This window comes from Maribacter sp. 6B07, assembly GCF_002700155.1.
Classification (GTDB): domain Bacteria; phylum Bacteroidota; class Bacteroidia; order Flavobacteriales; family Flavobacteriaceae; genus Maribacter; species Maribacter dokdonensis.
On sequence record NZ_PDUT01000001.1, the window covers coordinates 1547660 to 1562975 of the forward strand.

The window sequence follows — 15316 nt, forward strand, 5'->3', positions numbered from 1 at the left end:
ATGTTTGGAGAAGAATATGATGTAATTGTAGTTGGCGGAGGACACGCCGGTGCAGAAGCGGCAGCAGCAGCTGCAAACTTGGGTTCTAAAACCCTATTAGTAACCATGAATTTGCAAAACATTGGTCAAATGTCTTGCAACCCAGCAATGGGAGGTATTGCAAAAGGACAAATTGTAAGAGAGATTGATGCACTCGGAGGCTATAGTGGTATAGTCTCTGACAAATCTGCAATACAATTTAAAATGCTGAACAAATCCAAAGGACCTGCAATGTGGAGTCCAAGAACTCAAAACGACCGAATGCGATTTGCAGAGGAATGGCGTTTAATGTTAGAACGTACTCCAAATGTTGATTTCTACCAAGAAATGGTTTCTGGACTATTAGTTGAAAACAATAAAATTGCCGGAGTTAAAACTTCCCTAGGTATTGAGATAAAATCAAAAGCAGTTGTTTTAACTAATGGAACCTTCTTAAATGGTTTAATTCATATTGGTGAAAAGCAATTTGGTGGAGGTAGGGCAGGAGAAAAAGCAGCTACTGGCATTACAGAACAACTTGTAGCATTAGGATTTGAAAGTGGTAGAATGAAAACCGGAACTCCACCAAGAGTTGATGGAAGATCATTAGACTATTCAAAAATGATCGTTCAACCAGGAGATGCCATTCCAGAGAAATTTTCATACTCCCAAACAAAACCCTTAGCGCAACAACGTGATTGTTTTATGACTCACACAAGTGCTTTGGTTCATGATTTGCTAAGAGAAGGTTTTGATAGATCACCCATGTTTAATGGAAGAATTAAAAGTTTAGGACCGAGATATTGCCCATCTATAGAAGATAAGATAAACAGGTTTGCTGATAAAGATAGTCATCAAATGTTTATTGAACCAGAAGGATGGGAAACCGTAGAAGTCTATGTAAACGGATTTTCAACTTCATTACCGGAGGATGTTCAATTTAAAGCATTGCGCTCAGTCGTAGGTTTTGAAAACGTAAAATTCTTTAGACCAGGTTACGCCATAGAATATGATTACTTTCCGCCAACACAATTAAAACATACACTAGAAACAAAGCTAGTTGATAATTTATATTTTGCTGGTCAAATTAACGGAACCACAGGTTATGAAGAAGCTGCTTCCCAAGGATTGATGGCTGGTATTAATGCACATCTTAAAATTAAAGAACAAGAACCATTAATACTAAAAAGAGATGAAGCTTATATTGGTGTTTTAATAGATGATCTAATCACAAAAGGAACAGAGGAACCTTATAGAATGTTTACTTCCCGCGCAGAATATAGAACATTATTAAGACAAGATAATGCTGATTTACGTCTTACTCCCTTAAGTCATTCTATTGGATTAGCTACGGACTCACGAATGAAAAGAATGGAAGAGAAATTAGCACAATCAGAATCATTAGTTCAATTTTTCAAAGAAACCAGTGTTTTACCAAAAGACATAAATCCTATACTTTCTAGTGTAGATTCTGCCTTAGTAAAACAATCAGATAAAATGTATAAAGCATTTTCAAGACCAAATGTAACTATGGATCACATGTTGCAATTGAAGGATGTATCTACCTTTGTTGAAGAAAACAATTTTGATAATGAAATTTTGGAACAGGCAGAAATACAGATAAAATATTCTGGTTATATCGCAAAGGAAAAACTAAACGCTGATAAACTTCATAGATTGGAAGCCGTTAAAATTCCTGAAAATTTCGACTATACTAAACTAAAATCTTTATCATTTGAAGCAAGGGAAAAACTAACTAAAATTCAACCGGTAACCATTTCTCAAGCATCAAGAATAAGTGGGGTGACCCCAAGTGATATCAGTGTACTTTTAGTTTTTCTCAGAAGGTAGGGCAAATTGTTCCACGTGGAACAACTAAAAATGTTCACTACCTAAATCCAACATCACAGTATGAATAGCAATAAATTCTATCTAGAAACTACGGACCATTTAGTTACTAAGGAAAAGTTTCGACTTGAATATTTAACAGAAACCGATATGTTGGTTACTCAACCAATACCCGAAAATCTATCCAACTATTATGAATCTAATAATTATATATCACACACAGATGAAGCAAAAACCTTGCTTGAAAAGGTATATCAAACAGTAAAAAAAATTGCCCTAAAACGTAAACTAGAACTCATAAACAAGTATGCTAATACAAGTAAAACCATATTAGATATAGGTTGCGGAACTGGAGAATTTCTAATAACCGCTAGAAAAAATAATTGGAATACCCTTGGTGTAGAAATAAATGATGAAGCTAGAAATAAATCAAGTAAGAAAAATATTACAACATACAAATTTATAGAAGAAGTAAAATCAAGTCAATTTAAAATAATAACATTATGGCATGTACTAGAACATCTTAAAGATTTAAATGGAACTATAACCAAAATATCCAGTCTATTAGATACTGACGGTACCTTAATCATAGCAGTGCCAAATTATAAATCTTACGATGCTAATTACTATAAAGAATATTGGGCAGCATATGATACACCTAGACATCTATGGCATTTTTCCAAAAAATCAATTTCAACAATATTCGAAAAGCATAATTTAAAAGTGGTAAGAACATTACCAATGTATTTTGATTCCTATTACGTTTCGTTATTATCAGAAAAATATAAAACTGGAAAATCCAACTACCTTAAAGCATTCTATAGGGGAATGATCTCAAATTTAAAAGCTAAACGTACAGGAGAGTATTCTTCACTTATATATGTACTTCAAAAAGCATAATTTATCAATTTAAAGCGATTTAAAGTATTTTAATCACCAAGTGATACCAAATAACCTTAAATAAATTTAAACGTAGTAAAGCCTCCTAAAAATAGGTCAATATTATAAGTTGTAACTATAAAAAATTAAAAAAGAATAAGTAATTCTTATATTTATAAAAATCAAATTATTAATATCAATTTAAAAACAAAATCCTTCTAAAAGCTTTATTACTTTTGCATCTCATAAAAATGAAAAAATGAAAAACATAATTGTAATTTTTGCTATTGTATTATTAGCATCTTGCCAACAAGAAAAAATTGGATACGTAGATAACGTTAAATTAATGGATGAGTATCAACAAAAAATTGATGTTGAATCTAAATTCAAAGTTAAGGCAGATGCTTTAGCAAAAAAAAGAGATAGCATATCGCAAGCATTTCAAATGGAAGCTCAAGCTTTTCAGACTAAAGCACAATCCATGTCTCAATCTAAAGCACAAGAAGAATATGCCGCTATGCAACAAAAGGGACAAATTATTGGTCAGCAATTACAACAACAAGACCAGCAATTACAAATGGAAGGACAAACTGAAATGGATAGTATTGTCTCTAAAGTAAAAGAAGAAATTAAAGCATACGGAAAAACAAACGGCTACTCTTATATCTTAGGCGGAGGAGATGGTGGTAGTGTTCTTTATGGTACAGAAGCAAATGATCTTACCGATGAGATTGTTAAAATCTTAAATGATAAATACAAGAAATAAAATTAGATTTCTATTTTAAAAAAAGCCGGGTTTACCGGCTTTTTTTATTCTATTAAACTAGTTTCAAAACGTTCTAATTCATGTTCCAAATTAAATTGATCCTTGGGTAAAAAGCCTTTAACTACTAGAACAACTCCACAAATTATGAGAATAATTCCTATTACTTTCTTCACCAAAACAATTCTTTCTGGGGTTAATTTTCTTTTTAATTGTTTAGCCAATAAAATTTTGAAAACATCGGTCACAAAATAGGAGAGTAATACGGTTGCAAAAAAAGTAAAAAACCTATTGGGTTGATTATCTAAACTAGGGCCTACTATTATAATTATACCAAGCCAAAATACCAGCACACCAATATTGATAAAATTCAATAAAAAGCCTTTTATAAAAAGACCGAAAAAATCTGATTTTCTAATCTTTTTGGACTCTATAGGAATTTCTTTCTTTTCAGTTCTAAAAAACGTTACCAAACCATATACCAATAAAATAACACCACCAAAAACATAAAGTCCTGGTTGATTACTTAAATTTTCAAGTAACTGAAAACTACTAAAATAAGCCACTAAAATAAATAGAACATCAGCAAATAAAACGCCTAAATCAAAGGTAATTGCTGCTCTAAAACCCTTAACCGCACTAGTTTGTAAAAGGACAAAAAACACCGGACCTACCATAAAACTTAGAAAAAATCCTAAAGGAACTGCCGCTTGAATATCTTCTAACATTACCTATTACATTCTAGTTATAGTACCGCCAAAAACGGTCTTTTCTTCTAATTTTTTAGGATTACCATAAACCAATACCTCACCACCTGCTTTTACGGTAGCCTTTACATAGTCTCTAGCATTAATTTCCGCACGAGAACCGGCGTTTACATTTATCGTAGAAAAGTTTGTCTCAAAAGATTTACCTTCATAGACTCCACCAGTATTTATTTGCACATCTTGTACGTTTGAAGAACCGTTGGTTTTTATAATTCCGCCAGAAACGGATTTGATCAACATTTGTTCAACTATTGCATTCACCACCAGCTCACCACCTTCTTGAGCTTTTAATTCCATTACATCTTGCTCAATCATTTGCTCCGTAACTATTCTTGCATCTTCATTAACATCTATAATCAATATATCTTGAGCATAATGTAAATCTACGAAGGTTTTATAACCACTAAAGATTTTACCAATCTGCATTCTTATTTTTAAGATACCATCATTATTAACAACAGCAACTTTATCCGTATTCTCTCCAGAAATAACCACCTTATTTTCAGATGATTTAATAAGATTTATAGATAGACCATCAAATCCTTTTACTTCTTTAAAAGGCTCTATACTTTGAGTTATTTTGACATCTTGGCCATTGACCATAAAACATCCAAAGAGAAACATTATTAATAAAACTTGTTTCATTCCTATTTATGTAATTTTTAAATAAAATATATTGATTAAGTCCAATACATTTTATCAATTCTGCCAATGAATACCAAAATCTATTCCAAATTATTTAGTGTCCTCTGGAATTAAAGCAAAATCTAAATGTCTTTTTATTAGGTCCGTATTCTTAACCATAACGGTTACTTCATCACCTAAGGTATATTTTTTCTTGGTACGTTCACCAATAATTGCGTATTCTCTCTCATCAAAGATAAAATAATCTCCCTTGATGTCCCTTATACGAATCATACCTTCACATTTATTGGAAATAATTTCAACATATATTCCCCATTCGGTAACACCACTTATAACACCTCTAAATTCCTCATCTTTATGGTCTTGCATAAATTTGATCTGCATATACTTAATAGAATCTCTCTCAGCACTTGATGCTAAATATTCCATATCGGAAGAATGCTTACATTTCTTTTCAAATTCTTCCGCATTTGCAGATTTACCACCATCTAAATAATGCTGTAATAACCTATGCACCATTACATCTGGATATCTACGAATAGGGGAAGTAAAGTGAGTATAATAATCGAAAGCCAATCCATAATGACCAATATTATCAATGGTATAAATAGCCTTGCTCATACTACGTATGGTAAGTGTATCCACCATATTTTGCTCTCTTTTACCTTTAACATCTTCCAATAATTTGTTCAAAGAAGAACTAATGGTCTTTTTATCCTTAAAATCCAATTTGTGTCCAAATCTTGAAACAATACCGTTTAAAGCCATTAATTTATCTGGATCTGGATCATCATGAATTCTATAAACAAAGGTTTTTTTAGGTTTTTGTTTACCAATAAATTCGGCAACCTTCCTATTTGCCAAAAGCATAAACTCTTCTATAAGTTTGTTGGCATCTTTAGATTCTTTAAAGTATACACCTACTGGTTCGTTATTTTCATCAAGATTAAAACGTACTTCAACTTTATCAAAAGATAATGCACCTTGATCCATACGTTTATCACGCATGATCTTCGCAAGTTCATCCATTTTTAAAGTAGCTTCAACAACTTCATCAGAGACCCTATATGCATTTTCTCTTATAGAAATTTCCTCCGGTATTTCTCCACTACCTGTTTCAATAATATGTTGCGCTTCTTCATAAGCAAAACGTTCATTTGAATCTATTACAGTTCTACCAAACCATTGATTTCTAATAGTGGCATTTTCATCCAATTCAAAAATTGCGGAAAATGTATATTTTTCTTCATTAGGCCTTAAAGAACAAGCATTATTAGATAACACTTCTGGTAACATAGGCACTACACGATCTACTAGATATACCGAGGTAGCACGTTCGTAAGCTTCATCATCTAAAATGGTATCTTTTTGTAAGTAATGAGATACATCTGCAATATGAATACCTATTTCATAATTACCATTTTCCAATTTTTGAAACGACAATGCATCGTCAAAATCCTTAGCATCTTTAGGATCTATGGTAAAAGTAAGTACGTTGCGTAAATCTTTACGCTTTCTAATCTCTTCCTCTTTAATACTGGTATCTAAACCATCTGCAAACTTTTGTACATCTTCCGGAAAAGAATAGGGCAAACCGTACTCCGCCAAAATGGAATGAATTTCCGTATCGTGTTCACCAGGAACACCTAAAACTTGAGAAATTCTACCAAATGGAGAATCTACATCATCTGGCCAATCTGTAATTTCAACCAATACTTTTTCACCATCTTTTGCATCGGCCAATTTATCCTTTGAAACAAAGATATCTGTATACATTCTAAAATCTGTAGGTCTTACAAAAGCAAAAGTTTTCTGCATATCAACAATACCCACAAAAGTAGTTTTATACCTTTCAAGTACCCTAACTACTTCACCTTCAAGTTTTTTACTCTTTTTTCTAGGATATATAAAAACCTCTACCTTATCTTTATGAAAAGCCTTGTTCAATTTATTTGAAGGTATAAACACGTCATCATCCATACCATCAACAACAATATAGGCATGACCTTTACCCGTTAAATCTACGGTACCTTCATAATAGGTCTTTGTATTCTCTAAAACTTTAAACTGACCACGATCTACTTCTTGAATTCTTTTTTTCTCTTTTAGCTGCGTAAGCCTTTTAATAAGAGTATTTCTATCTTGAGCATCGGTAATATTTATCTTAGCGGCAATTTGCTTATAGTTGAAACTTTTATTCGGTTCCTTTTCAAGAACGGTAAAAATTCCCTTAGTAATTTCGTTCTTTCTATGATTCTTCGCCTTCTTATTTCTTTTCGACATTAAACTTTTAATTTGTTGGAAAATTACGAATTATAATCCACTACCTGTTACACAACCATTTATTGAAAAGTTAAGCAAACTAGTTGTTATTAACATATATATCATATTAGACATTTTTTCTTTTAAATTAAATTAAAAATTAATGATTATTATAGCTTGTTAATATCTAGAATAACTTATTTAGATATTACTTGACTTTATGAGATACTAATAGTTGTTGACAATAACTTTTATAAAACTATAATTGAATATCAGTATTTTGAGAAGTTATTAAACACAGTTTATAAGTGCTATTAACATGAATTTATTAATAACTAAATGTAATTTTAATGTTAACTAGGATTAGATTTTTGATGAAAATGAGCTAAAACTTTCTAATATTTAAATTCGTGTTAAGAAGATTAAAAGTGTAAGCAGATGTCAACATTAAAAAGCAAATATTTTAGCAACTTTTTCTAAACAATTTATGCAATGGGTAAACTCGTTTATAACATACTAATTAACAACTATTATTATTTAGTTGGTAACAATTGTTGTGAACCCCCTGTTTTTTGTTGTGAACCCCTGATTATTGTACCTTTAGCTTAGTTTATTAACTACCCCACAGCAAATAAACATTGAATAATTAACCTTAAACTATTATGCATATGAAAATTGCTATTGGTAATGACCATGCGGGTACAGCTTATAAGTTAGCCATTATAGGTTTGCTAAAATCTTTACAAGTAGAAGTTATTAATTATGGAACAGATGGTACGGATAGTGTTGATTACCCAGATTTTGCGCACCCGGTTGCTTTAGATGTTGAGGAAGGTAATGTAGATTTTGGAATATTGATCTGTGGTAGTGGTAATGGGGCATGTATGACGGCAAATAAACAACAAAATGTTAGAGCGGCGTTATGCTGGACAAAGGAAATTACGAAGTTGGCAAGAGAACATAATGACGCCAATATATTAAGCCTGCCCGCAAGGTACATAGCACTACCTCAAGCACTTGAAATGGTATCTACTTTTTTAAATACTTCTTTTGATGGGGGTAGACATGAACGAAGAATTGAAAAGATTCCTATTCAATAAATAGTTATTATAACTATGTTGATAACCTAAATTAGTTATTATAAGTATCTAAAAATTAATATGTTACATGGTAATAGATATAAACATAAGAAGTTAATTGAATAGATTTATGCTAGATATTAAAGTAAAAGGTTTTAATGAATTTAATAGTGTAGAACTTTATAATGTGCTGCAGTTACGAAGTCAAATTTTTGTAGTTGAACAAGATTGTGTTTATTTAGATATTGATGGTAAAGATGATAAGGCATTACATGTAATAGGGCTAAGTAATAACAAAGTAGTTGCTTACACACGCATATTTAAGCCAGGTATTTATTTTGACCAAGCTAGTATTGGTAGGGTGGCCGTTCATGAGGATTATAGAAAATTTGGGTATGGTAAAATAATTATGCAATCCTCTATACAGGCGGTTAAAGAGCATTTTAATTGTACTGAAATAAAAATTTCCGCTCAAAAATATCTAACTAAGTTTTATTCAGATTTGGGTTTTACCGCAACAGGAGAAGATTATTTGGAAGACGGCATACCTCATATAGCAATGATCAAAAAATAATAAGTCCGCTCATAGCGGACTTATTTAAAATAATTCTTTTAAGGTGATTATATTTTGATAGGAGTTTTGTTGCTTAGGTTAATATCTTCTAACATATTATCCGTAAACTTATAATGACCTTTGGTGGTTATAATTCTAAATCGATTAGAGTTCATTCTACTCAAGGTATCTAAAAACAACCATTTGGATTTTAATAACCTAGTTTTTGGTGATTTTAAACTAATATCGAAATAATATTTTCTACCGTTTTTAATAGCTACTATGTCTGGAGTAACGTTGTCATCTTTCCCTTTTCTAACGTATGATTTTGGAGTTTCATAACCTTCAATATCAGCCTTAATATTTTCAAAACCAGTGGCTTCTAAATGTTGTATAGACTTTTCTAAAAATGCTGTGTTTTCTGACTTTTCTACTTTTACCATACCTAATAAGATAATAAAAAAAGTGACAATTCCTAATTTTAAACGTTGATTAACAATATGTTATGTTTATCAACATCAATATTTAGGAATTAATGGAAATATAGAAATGAGGAATAAAATTAAAAAGAGAGCACTAAAATATTAGATATGCATGTTTAAATTATGCTTCCATAATTTTTTCAGATAGTACTTTTCCTATTTTTTTAACCACACCTACCACTAAAGCATTACCCATAAAAAAAGCTCTTTTAGTATTAGAAATACCTTCTAGTAATGTATGGTTATCTGGGAACATATTTAAACGTTCCAATTCTACGGGAGTTAATCTACGAAGACCATTTTTAGTGTTGATAACATGTTTAAATCGTGATGCACTCTTACCGCCTTCACCAGTTATGATTGTTCTTGAAGCATTATCTAGCGCATCAGGAAAAATCATACTACCTTCATTGTAATGATATATAAATCCAGATTTTGAAGTTCTGGTTTCTTTTTTAGCACCTTTTAAATAGTGCCATTTATCATGGTCTTCTTCTGGAATGTAAAATTCGTTTAAAATAGATTCTTTCTGTAGAATATCTCCCAAGACGGTTCTTTTTCCAATATAGCTGGCTGTTGTTTTGGTAGTATGAACCTTTCCTTTTATAAAAACCCCGGTATTTTGAAATGGAGATAATTTTTCGCCCAAATTGAAATTTTCTGACAGTGCTACCAGATTATCTTTAATATCAAAAGATTGCATTTTAGAGGAAGTACTGGTAATAGGAAACGCTGTTGCTATAGTTCCTTTTTCAAAAATCCACTCTGCGGCTTCGGCTTTTTTAAATTGTTTATAAAGCGGAGTAGATTTATGGTATCCTAAGAAAAAAATACGTCTTCGTCTTTGTGGCATTCCATAATCCGCAGCGTTAATAACCCTCCATTCAACTGCATATCCTAAGTCATCAAGACTTTTTAGCATAATGGCAAAATCTCTACCACGTTGTGTAGAAGGAGATTTCAGCAAGCGATCTACATTTTCTAAAAACAGGTATTTAGGAGGATGTTTTTTTTCAGATAAAATACGGTGAATACTCCACCATAACACTCCTTTTTTACCAATTAGTCCTTTAGAATTGTGAAGGGTAGTTGCTACCGAATAGTCTTGGCAAGGAAAACCTCCTACCAAAATATCGGCATCTGGAATTTCTTTTGTAGGAACTTCCGATATGTCTTGATTACGGTGGTTGTTTGATCCAAACCTAGCTTCGTACACCTTAGATGCATGTTGCATTTTTGTGCTGGGTTCAAATTGATTGCTCCAAACTACCTCAAAATTGTCAGTATCTTCTAATCCTAAGCGAAATCCACCTACACCTGCAAAAAGTTCTATGACCTTTAGTTTCTTCATTTGCGATAAAATTACATAATTTCACAAGGCTATTACTATTAGAAATTGTTTAAGGATGAAGAGAATATTGCTAACAAAGGCTTTTGTATTGATTTTGATTACTTTAAATAACTCGTGTGGAGTTCGTATGGGTCAAAAGAAAGTTCTTGCCAGTGAGATAGAACAAATTAAGAATACGTTTGCTCCAGATAAACGAACTGCGTTATTTAATATAGATGTTTTAGATGGTCCTTCAGGATTTACTTTAATAGGTGAAACAAATTTACCCAGGGCAATTGATTCTTTAGAAGCTGTTTTAAGTGAAAAGGGGATAGTGGCTACCAATGAGGTCAACGTATTACCTGCAGATAACCTAGAGGGTATGACAAAGGCAGTGATAAACATTTCTGCCGCCAATCTAAGAAGTAACCCTAAACATTCAGCAGAATTGGCAACTCAGGCTACTTTGGGTACAGTGGTCAATGTGCTTAAAAAAGAAGGAGATTGGTATTTGATACAAACGCCAGATAAGTATTTGGCATGGGTAGATCCCGGTGGAATTCAGTTAATGAACAACGCTGAGATTACAGCATGGAAATCATCAGAAAAGATTATTTATACCAATACCTATGGGCATGCATATAGTTCTATAGATGCAGTGAATAGAATATCTGATATTGTTGCAGGAAGTATTTTAAAATTAGTGGGTAGTGATGAAAGCCATTTTAAAATAGCATTTCCAGATGGTAGACAAGCTTATATTTCAAAAGATGAAGCACAAGAATATAAGACTTGGTTATCTAGTTTGGATTATATGGCAAATTCGCTGATAGAAACCTCTAAAACATTAATGGGTGTTCCTTATTTGTGGGGCGGTACTTCTACAAAAGGTGTAGATTGTAGTGGTTATACAAAAACCATTTATTTTTTAAACGGTATGGTTATACCACGTGATGCTTCTCAACAAGTACATGCTGGTAAGCCAGTAGATTCTATAGCAGATTTCAGCAAATTGGAAAAGGGAGATTTATTGTTCTTTGGAAGAAAAGCTACAGACTCAACCGCAGAAAAAGTTGTACATGTAGGTATGTGGATCGGGGACAAACAATTTATACATTCATCTGAAATGGTAAGAATAAGTAGTGTAGATGAAGAATCTCCAAATTATGATGCCTTTAATGTAGGTAGGTATTTAAGAACTCAAAGATTATTAAATGAAGATGACCCATTGCTTCAAAATTTGACAATCAACCAACCGATCAAAGATTAAAAGGAAGTTTACTGAAAACTGAAATAGGTGGTTCATCGAATTTAAGAGAAAAAGTATAACATAGTAATTATGTACCCGTTTTATGATAGATATCTATCAATTACGTGTCATGAAAAAAACGTTTCTTTTAGTTTTAATCAGCTGTTTTGTAGGGTCATATATGGGCATTGCCCAAAAAGATGTTGCTACCTTATATTTTAAAGATGGTAAAAAGCTTACAGGTTTTGCTAAGCTCATTAATGGTAATCAAGTAAAATTCAAAAAAAGCAAAAGTGACAAAGCGGAAAAATTTCACTTTGATAATCTAGAACAAGTAGTAATCAATGATAAGGAAAAAGCCTCTACCTATATCTATTTAGAAACCCGTAAAGGCTATTTCAATGTGGTGCGGGAATTGGAGATAGGTACTGTTAATCTATATGTTCTTGAACAAACAGGGTATTCTTCTCCAATGTTCGTAGGTGGTGCAAATGGGCAAATGAACATGATGCATGGTAATTACTATGATATAAAAAATCTATATGTAAGTAAAGGAGTAAATGGTGAAGTAACCTATTTAGGTTCTAATCAGCTCTTTAGTAAAAACTTTAAGAATGCAGCTTCAGATTACTTTGCCGATTGCCCAGAATTGGTGGCAAAAATTCAAAATAAAGAATACAGGAAAAAACATGTAAAAGACATTGTACACTTTTACAATCTTAAATGTAATGGACAACATGTGGTTTTAACAAAGCAAATTAAAACACCTTAAGGCAAGCCCATGAGGCATTCAAAGGAAACAAACTTTTAAATTATAGGCTAGCCTCGGGGTATTATACCCTTTGGCGGTACCAATAAATAATATCGTAGAAACAGGTTAATTCTTAGTTATAAACTCACGAATATCTTTACTTAATTTTATTAGATCTGGTTCATGGGTGTACATCATATGACCTGCTTCATAATACTTCATTTCAACACGTTCCTTAACAATTCCGTTTCTATCAAAAGTATATTCAGCATCAAAAAACGGAGTAATCAAATCATAGTATCCGCTGGCTACCATTACTTTCATAGCAGTATTTCTACGCATGGTTTCACCTAGGTCAGGAGCCGTATTAACAGGCATGGGTTCCCAGTATTGACCATCTGGTACCGTTCTCCATCTCCAATTAGAACCTCCACCAGAAGTAATATACGGTCTATCCATTTTTACCTTTAATTCTGATGCAAAATAATGATTTAAGCTTGCGGTATAGGCAGCGCTTATTTGATAACTGGCTGCATCGCCCAAATGTGGTTTTTCAGATACTTTATCCTCTTCATTTCCCATAAATCTTCCGTCAAGTCTACCAATTGCCAAACCTTTATCTTCTAATAGTTTCTTCTGAAAACGCCCCATTAGAATTCTCAAATTAGATTGTAGAATATATGTTTTATCCAATCCCGTAAAATAAGAGAGTTTTTCTGCCAAACTATTCTTTTCTAGATCACTTAAAGAATTGCCTTTGTATAAAGCTGGCACATAGGTATTGTATGTAAAATCTCTACATTCCTTTGTAAAACTTTCCAATGTTTTGCCTTGCCCCGCTTTTTTATGGTACCATGCTGTTGCCGCCATGCTTGGTAAATAGGTAATGAATGAAGTTATGTTATTAGATATAGATGTTGAGCCTGCATAATCTAAAGCTTGGGAAATTAAAATCATTCCATTTAACGCCATATTTTGTCCAGAACCTTCTAATGCTTTTCCAAGAGCGGCGGCACGTGTTGTTCCGTAACTTTCACCAGCTAAATACTTAGGTGAGAACCAACGTTCATTTTCGGTAACCCATTTTCTAATAAATTGGGCAAAGGAATTTACATCTTCTTTTAACCCGTAAAAGTCTTTTCCTTCACCTTTCCCTACCAATCTGCTGTAACCGGTACCTACTGGATCTATAAAAACCAAATCTGTAATATCTAATAAACCATGATCATTATTTACTAAATGGTAAGGTGCCGCACCATCATCTGATTTGGCATCAGAATCTACTTTTACAACCTTGGGTCCAAAGAATCCCATATGTAACCACATTGATGCAGAACCTGGTCCGCCATTGAAGACAAAGGTTACCGGTCTTTTGGTAACATCTCCTATATTGGTTTTAGTATAGGCAACAGACCAAAATGTAGCTATAGAATCTCCTTCTTTATTGGTCAAGTAAGTTTCTTTTGCAGTAGTGGTGTATTCAATGTTTTTACCGCCAAAAACCCCTTGGTGTTTGGTAACAAAAGATTTTGTTGGGGGTATAGGTTTTATATTTTTCTCATTTTTTGAACTTTGTCCATAAAGCGATGGAATTAGTATAAAACAAACGGTAAGAAAGAATAGATTTCTCATGATATTTAGTAGTAAAAGTAGTTTTGTTAGCTCTTTTAAAAGTAGCATAATATTTCTACGTATGATCGTCTTATTAAAAATCAAATGTATTTTCATGAAACCTACATTTCTAACAACTTAACATTGAGTATATTTAGAAATAGAATAGTAATGTTTTATATCAATTTTTATAGCAACTATATGAAAACAACGTTACGTAAACAACATACCATGATGTCAACATTATTCTTTGTGATCGGATGTGGTATTGCCAGCTCACAACAATTAAATGATGGTTGGGAAACCATGTTCAATGGGAATGATTTAAAAGGATGGACCACAAAAGTACATCATTATGAAGTTGGTGATAATTATGCTGATACCTTTAGGGTAGAGGATGAGATCATAAAAGTAAGATATGATAAGTATGAGGGTGATTTTAATAATAGATATTCTCATCTGTATTATGATCGTCCATTTTCCGATTTTCATTTAACTATGCAATATCGTTTTGTTGGAGAGCAGTATAAAGGAGCACCAGATTATACTATTCTTAATAGTGGTGTCATGTTTCATTCACAAGACCCAAGAACTATGTTGAAAGAACAAGATTGGCCTATTAGTGTTGAAATGCAATTTTTAGCGGGAGTGGAAGAAGGTGTAGAACGACCAACAGGTAATATGTGCTCACCAGGTACAGATGTAGTTTTTGAAGGTAGAATAGACCCAAGGCATTGTATAAATTCTATATCGGATACCTTTTACGGGGATCAATGGGTAACCGCAGAATTAGTTGTATATCATGATTCATTGGTTAAACATATTATTAATGGTAAAACAGTATTGGAATACACAAAACCACAAATAGGGGGCGGTGTGGCAACCGGTTATGATCCTAAGATGAAACAAGATGGTAAACTTTTAAAAGAAGGATTTATAGCATTGCAAAGCGAGGGTCAACCTATTGACTTTAAGAATATTAAAATACGCAACTTAAAAGGCTGCACAGACCCTAAGGCATTGAACTATAAGGAGTACTATAAAATTTCAGATAAAGGGGCGTGTACTTATGAGTAGGT

Annotated in this window: 14 protein-coding genes; 8 read left to right on the top strand and 6 right to left on the bottom strand. The window is 32.5% G+C overall.

What is annotated here, in order from left to right; all coding sequences use genetic code 11:
- From mnmG to CSC80_RS06435, 3 genes are all read left to right on the top strand, one after another.
- On the top strand, nucleotides 1-1869 hold the full coding sequence (gene mnmG, locus CSC80_RS06425; protein ID WP_099190545.1) for a tRNA uridine-5-carboxymethylaminomethyl(34) synthesis enzyme MnmG: 1869 nt from the start codon (nucleotides 1-3) through the stop codon (nucleotides 1867-1869).
- Nucleotides 1870-1929: 60 nt separating this feature from the next.
- On the top strand, nucleotides 1930-2766 hold the full coding sequence (locus CSC80_RS06430) for a class I SAM-dependent methyltransferase (RefSeq protein ID WP_099190547.1): 837 nt from the start codon (nucleotides 1930-1932) through the stop codon (nucleotides 2764-2766).
- 238 nt (nucleotides 2767-3004) lie between these two features.
- Nucleotides 3005-3511, top strand: coding sequence for an OmpH family outer membrane protein (locus CSC80_RS06435; RefSeq protein ID WP_058104589.1), 507 nt, complete (start codon nucleotides 3005-3007; stop codon nucleotides 3509-3511).
- Between the two features lie 44 nt (nucleotides 3512-3555).
- Here the strand turns inward: CSC80_RS06435 and CSC80_RS06440 are convergent, their stop codons facing one another.
- The 3 genes from CSC80_RS06440 to rnr form a co-directional block, all read right to left on the bottom strand.
- Nucleotides 3556-4236, bottom strand: coding sequence for a LysE family transporter (locus CSC80_RS06440; RefSeq protein ID WP_099190549.1), 681 nt, complete (start codon nucleotides 4234-4236; stop codon nucleotides 3556-3558).
- 6 nt (nucleotides 4237-4242) lie between these two features.
- Nucleotides 4243-4920 carry a head GIN domain-containing protein gene (locus CSC80_RS06445; RefSeq protein ID WP_099190551.1) on the bottom strand — a complete coding sequence of 226 codons (678 nt, stop codon included), beginning with the start codon at nucleotides 4918-4920 and terminating at the stop codon, nucleotides 4243-4245.
- A 90-nt stretch (nucleotides 4921-5010) separates the two neighbouring features.
- The gene (gene rnr, locus CSC80_RS06450; protein WP_099190553.1) at nucleotides 5011-7203 is read right to left on the bottom strand and encodes a ribonuclease R; all 2193 of its coding nucleotides are present in this window, start codon (nucleotides 7201-7203) and stop codon (nucleotides 5011-5013) included.
- Nucleotides 7204-7850: 647 nt separating this feature from the next.
- Between rnr and rpiB the strand changes: the two genes are divergently transcribed.
- Both rpiB and CSC80_RS06460 read left to right on the top strand, forming a co-directional pair.
- Nucleotides 7851-8282 (top strand): ribose 5-phosphate isomerase B, encoded by a 432-nt coding sequence (gene rpiB, locus CSC80_RS06455; RefSeq protein ID WP_058105117.1) that lies wholly within the window; start codon nucleotides 7851-7853, stop codon nucleotides 8280-8282.
- A gap of 109 nt (nucleotides 8283-8391) precedes the next feature.
- The gene (locus tag CSC80_RS06460; RefSeq protein ID WP_099190555.1) at nucleotides 8392-8835 is read left to right on the top strand and encodes a GNAT family N-acetyltransferase; all 444 of its coding nucleotides are present in this window, start codon (nucleotides 8392-8394) and stop codon (nucleotides 8833-8835) included.
- A gap of 47 nt (nucleotides 8836-8882) precedes the next feature.
- Here the strand turns inward: CSC80_RS06460 and CSC80_RS06465 are convergent, their stop codons facing one another.
- A complete protein-coding gene (locus tag CSC80_RS06465) occupies nucleotides 8883-9257 on the bottom strand; it encodes a hypothetical protein (protein ID WP_058104594.1) in 375 nt (124 codons plus the stop codon).
- Nucleotides 9258-9417: 160 nt separating this feature from the next.
- Nucleotides 9418-10647, bottom strand: coding sequence for a DNA (cytosine-5-)-methyltransferase (gene dcm / locus CSC80_RS06470; protein ID WP_099190557.1), 1230 nt, complete (start codon nucleotides 10645-10647; stop codon nucleotides 9418-9420).
- Between the two features lie 55 nt (nucleotides 10648-10702).
- Between dcm and CSC80_RS06475 the strand changes: the two genes are divergently transcribed.
- Both CSC80_RS06475 and CSC80_RS06480 read left to right on the top strand, forming a co-directional pair.
- A complete protein-coding gene (locus tag CSC80_RS06475; protein WP_099190559.1) occupies nucleotides 10703-11896 on the top strand; it encodes an SH3 domain-containing C40 family peptidase in 1194 nt (397 codons plus the stop codon).
- 109 nt (nucleotides 11897-12005) lie between these two features.
- Entirely contained in the window at nucleotides 12006-12647 is a 642-nt protein-coding gene (locus CSC80_RS06480) for a hypothetical protein (RefSeq protein ID WP_143751724.1), read from the top strand.
- Between the two features lie 105 nt (nucleotides 12648-12752).
- Here the strand turns inward: CSC80_RS06480 and CSC80_RS06485 are convergent, their stop codons facing one another.
- Nucleotides 12753-14258, bottom strand: coding sequence for a peptidase S10 (locus tag CSC80_RS06485; protein ID WP_099191441.1), 1506 nt, complete (start codon nucleotides 14256-14258; stop codon nucleotides 12753-12755).
- A 180-nt stretch (nucleotides 14259-14438) separates the two neighbouring features.
- Between CSC80_RS06485 and CSC80_RS06490 the strand changes: the two genes are divergently transcribed.
- Nucleotides 14439-15314, top strand: a complete 876-nt coding sequence (locus CSC80_RS06490) for a DUF1080 domain-containing protein (protein WP_099190563.1) — start codon at nucleotides 14439-14441, stop codon at nucleotides 15312-15314.
- Nucleotides 15315-15316: the final 2 nt, after the last annotated feature.

What these genes read in the sequence shown, in the direction of transcription:
- mnmG (WP_099190545.1), top strand. Translation starts at nt 1, where the DNA reads ATGTTTGGAGAAGAATATGATGTAATTGTAGTTGGCGGAGGACACGCC.
- CSC80_RS06430 (WP_099190547.1), top strand. Translation starts at nt 1,930, where the DNA reads ATGAATAGCAATAAATTCTATCTAGAAACTACGGACCATTTAGTTACT.
- CSC80_RS06435 (WP_058104589.1), top strand. Translation starts at nt 3,005, where the DNA reads ATGAAAAACATAATTGTAATTTTTGCTATTGTATTATTAGCATCTTGC.
- CSC80_RS06440 (WP_099190549.1), bottom strand. Translation starts at nt 4,236, where the DNA reads ATGTTAGAAGATATTCAAGCGGCAGTTCCTTTAGGATTTTTTCTAAGT.
- CSC80_RS06445 (WP_099190551.1), bottom strand. Translation starts at nt 4,920, where the DNA reads ATGAAACAAGTTTTATTAATAATGTTTCTCTTTGGATGTTTTATGGTC.
- rnr (WP_099190553.1), bottom strand. Translation starts at nt 7,203, where the DNA reads ATGTCGAAAAGAAATAAGAAGGCGAAGAATCATAGAAAGAACGAAATT.
- rpiB (WP_058105117.1), top strand. Translation starts at nt 7,851, where the DNA reads ATGAAAATTGCTATTGGTAATGACCATGCGGGTACAGCTTATAAGTTA.
- CSC80_RS06460 (WP_099190555.1), top strand. Translation starts at nt 8,392, where the DNA reads ATGCTAGATATTAAAGTAAAAGGTTTTAATGAATTTAATAGTGTAGAA.
- CSC80_RS06465 (WP_058104594.1), bottom strand. Translation starts at nt 9,257, where the DNA reads ATGGTAAAAGTAGAAAAGTCAGAAAACACAGCATTTTTAGAAAAGTCT.
- dcm (WP_099190557.1), bottom strand. Translation starts at nt 10,647, where the DNA reads ATGAAGAAACTAAAGGTCATAGAACTTTTTGCAGGTGTAGGTGGATTT.
- CSC80_RS06475 (WP_099190559.1), top strand. Translation starts at nt 10,703, where the DNA reads ATGAAGAGAATATTGCTAACAAAGGCTTTTGTATTGATTTTGATTACT.
- CSC80_RS06480 (WP_143751724.1), top strand. Translation starts at nt 12,006, where the DNA reads ATGAAAAAAACGTTTCTTTTAGTTTTAATCAGCTGTTTTGTAGGGTCA.
- CSC80_RS06485 (WP_099191441.1), bottom strand. Translation starts at nt 14,258, where the DNA reads ATGAGAAATCTATTCTTTCTTACCGTTTGTTTTATACTAATTCCATCG.
- CSC80_RS06490 (WP_099190563.1), top strand. Translation starts at nt 14,439, where the DNA reads ATGAAAACAACGTTACGTAAACAACATACCATGATGTCAACATTATTC.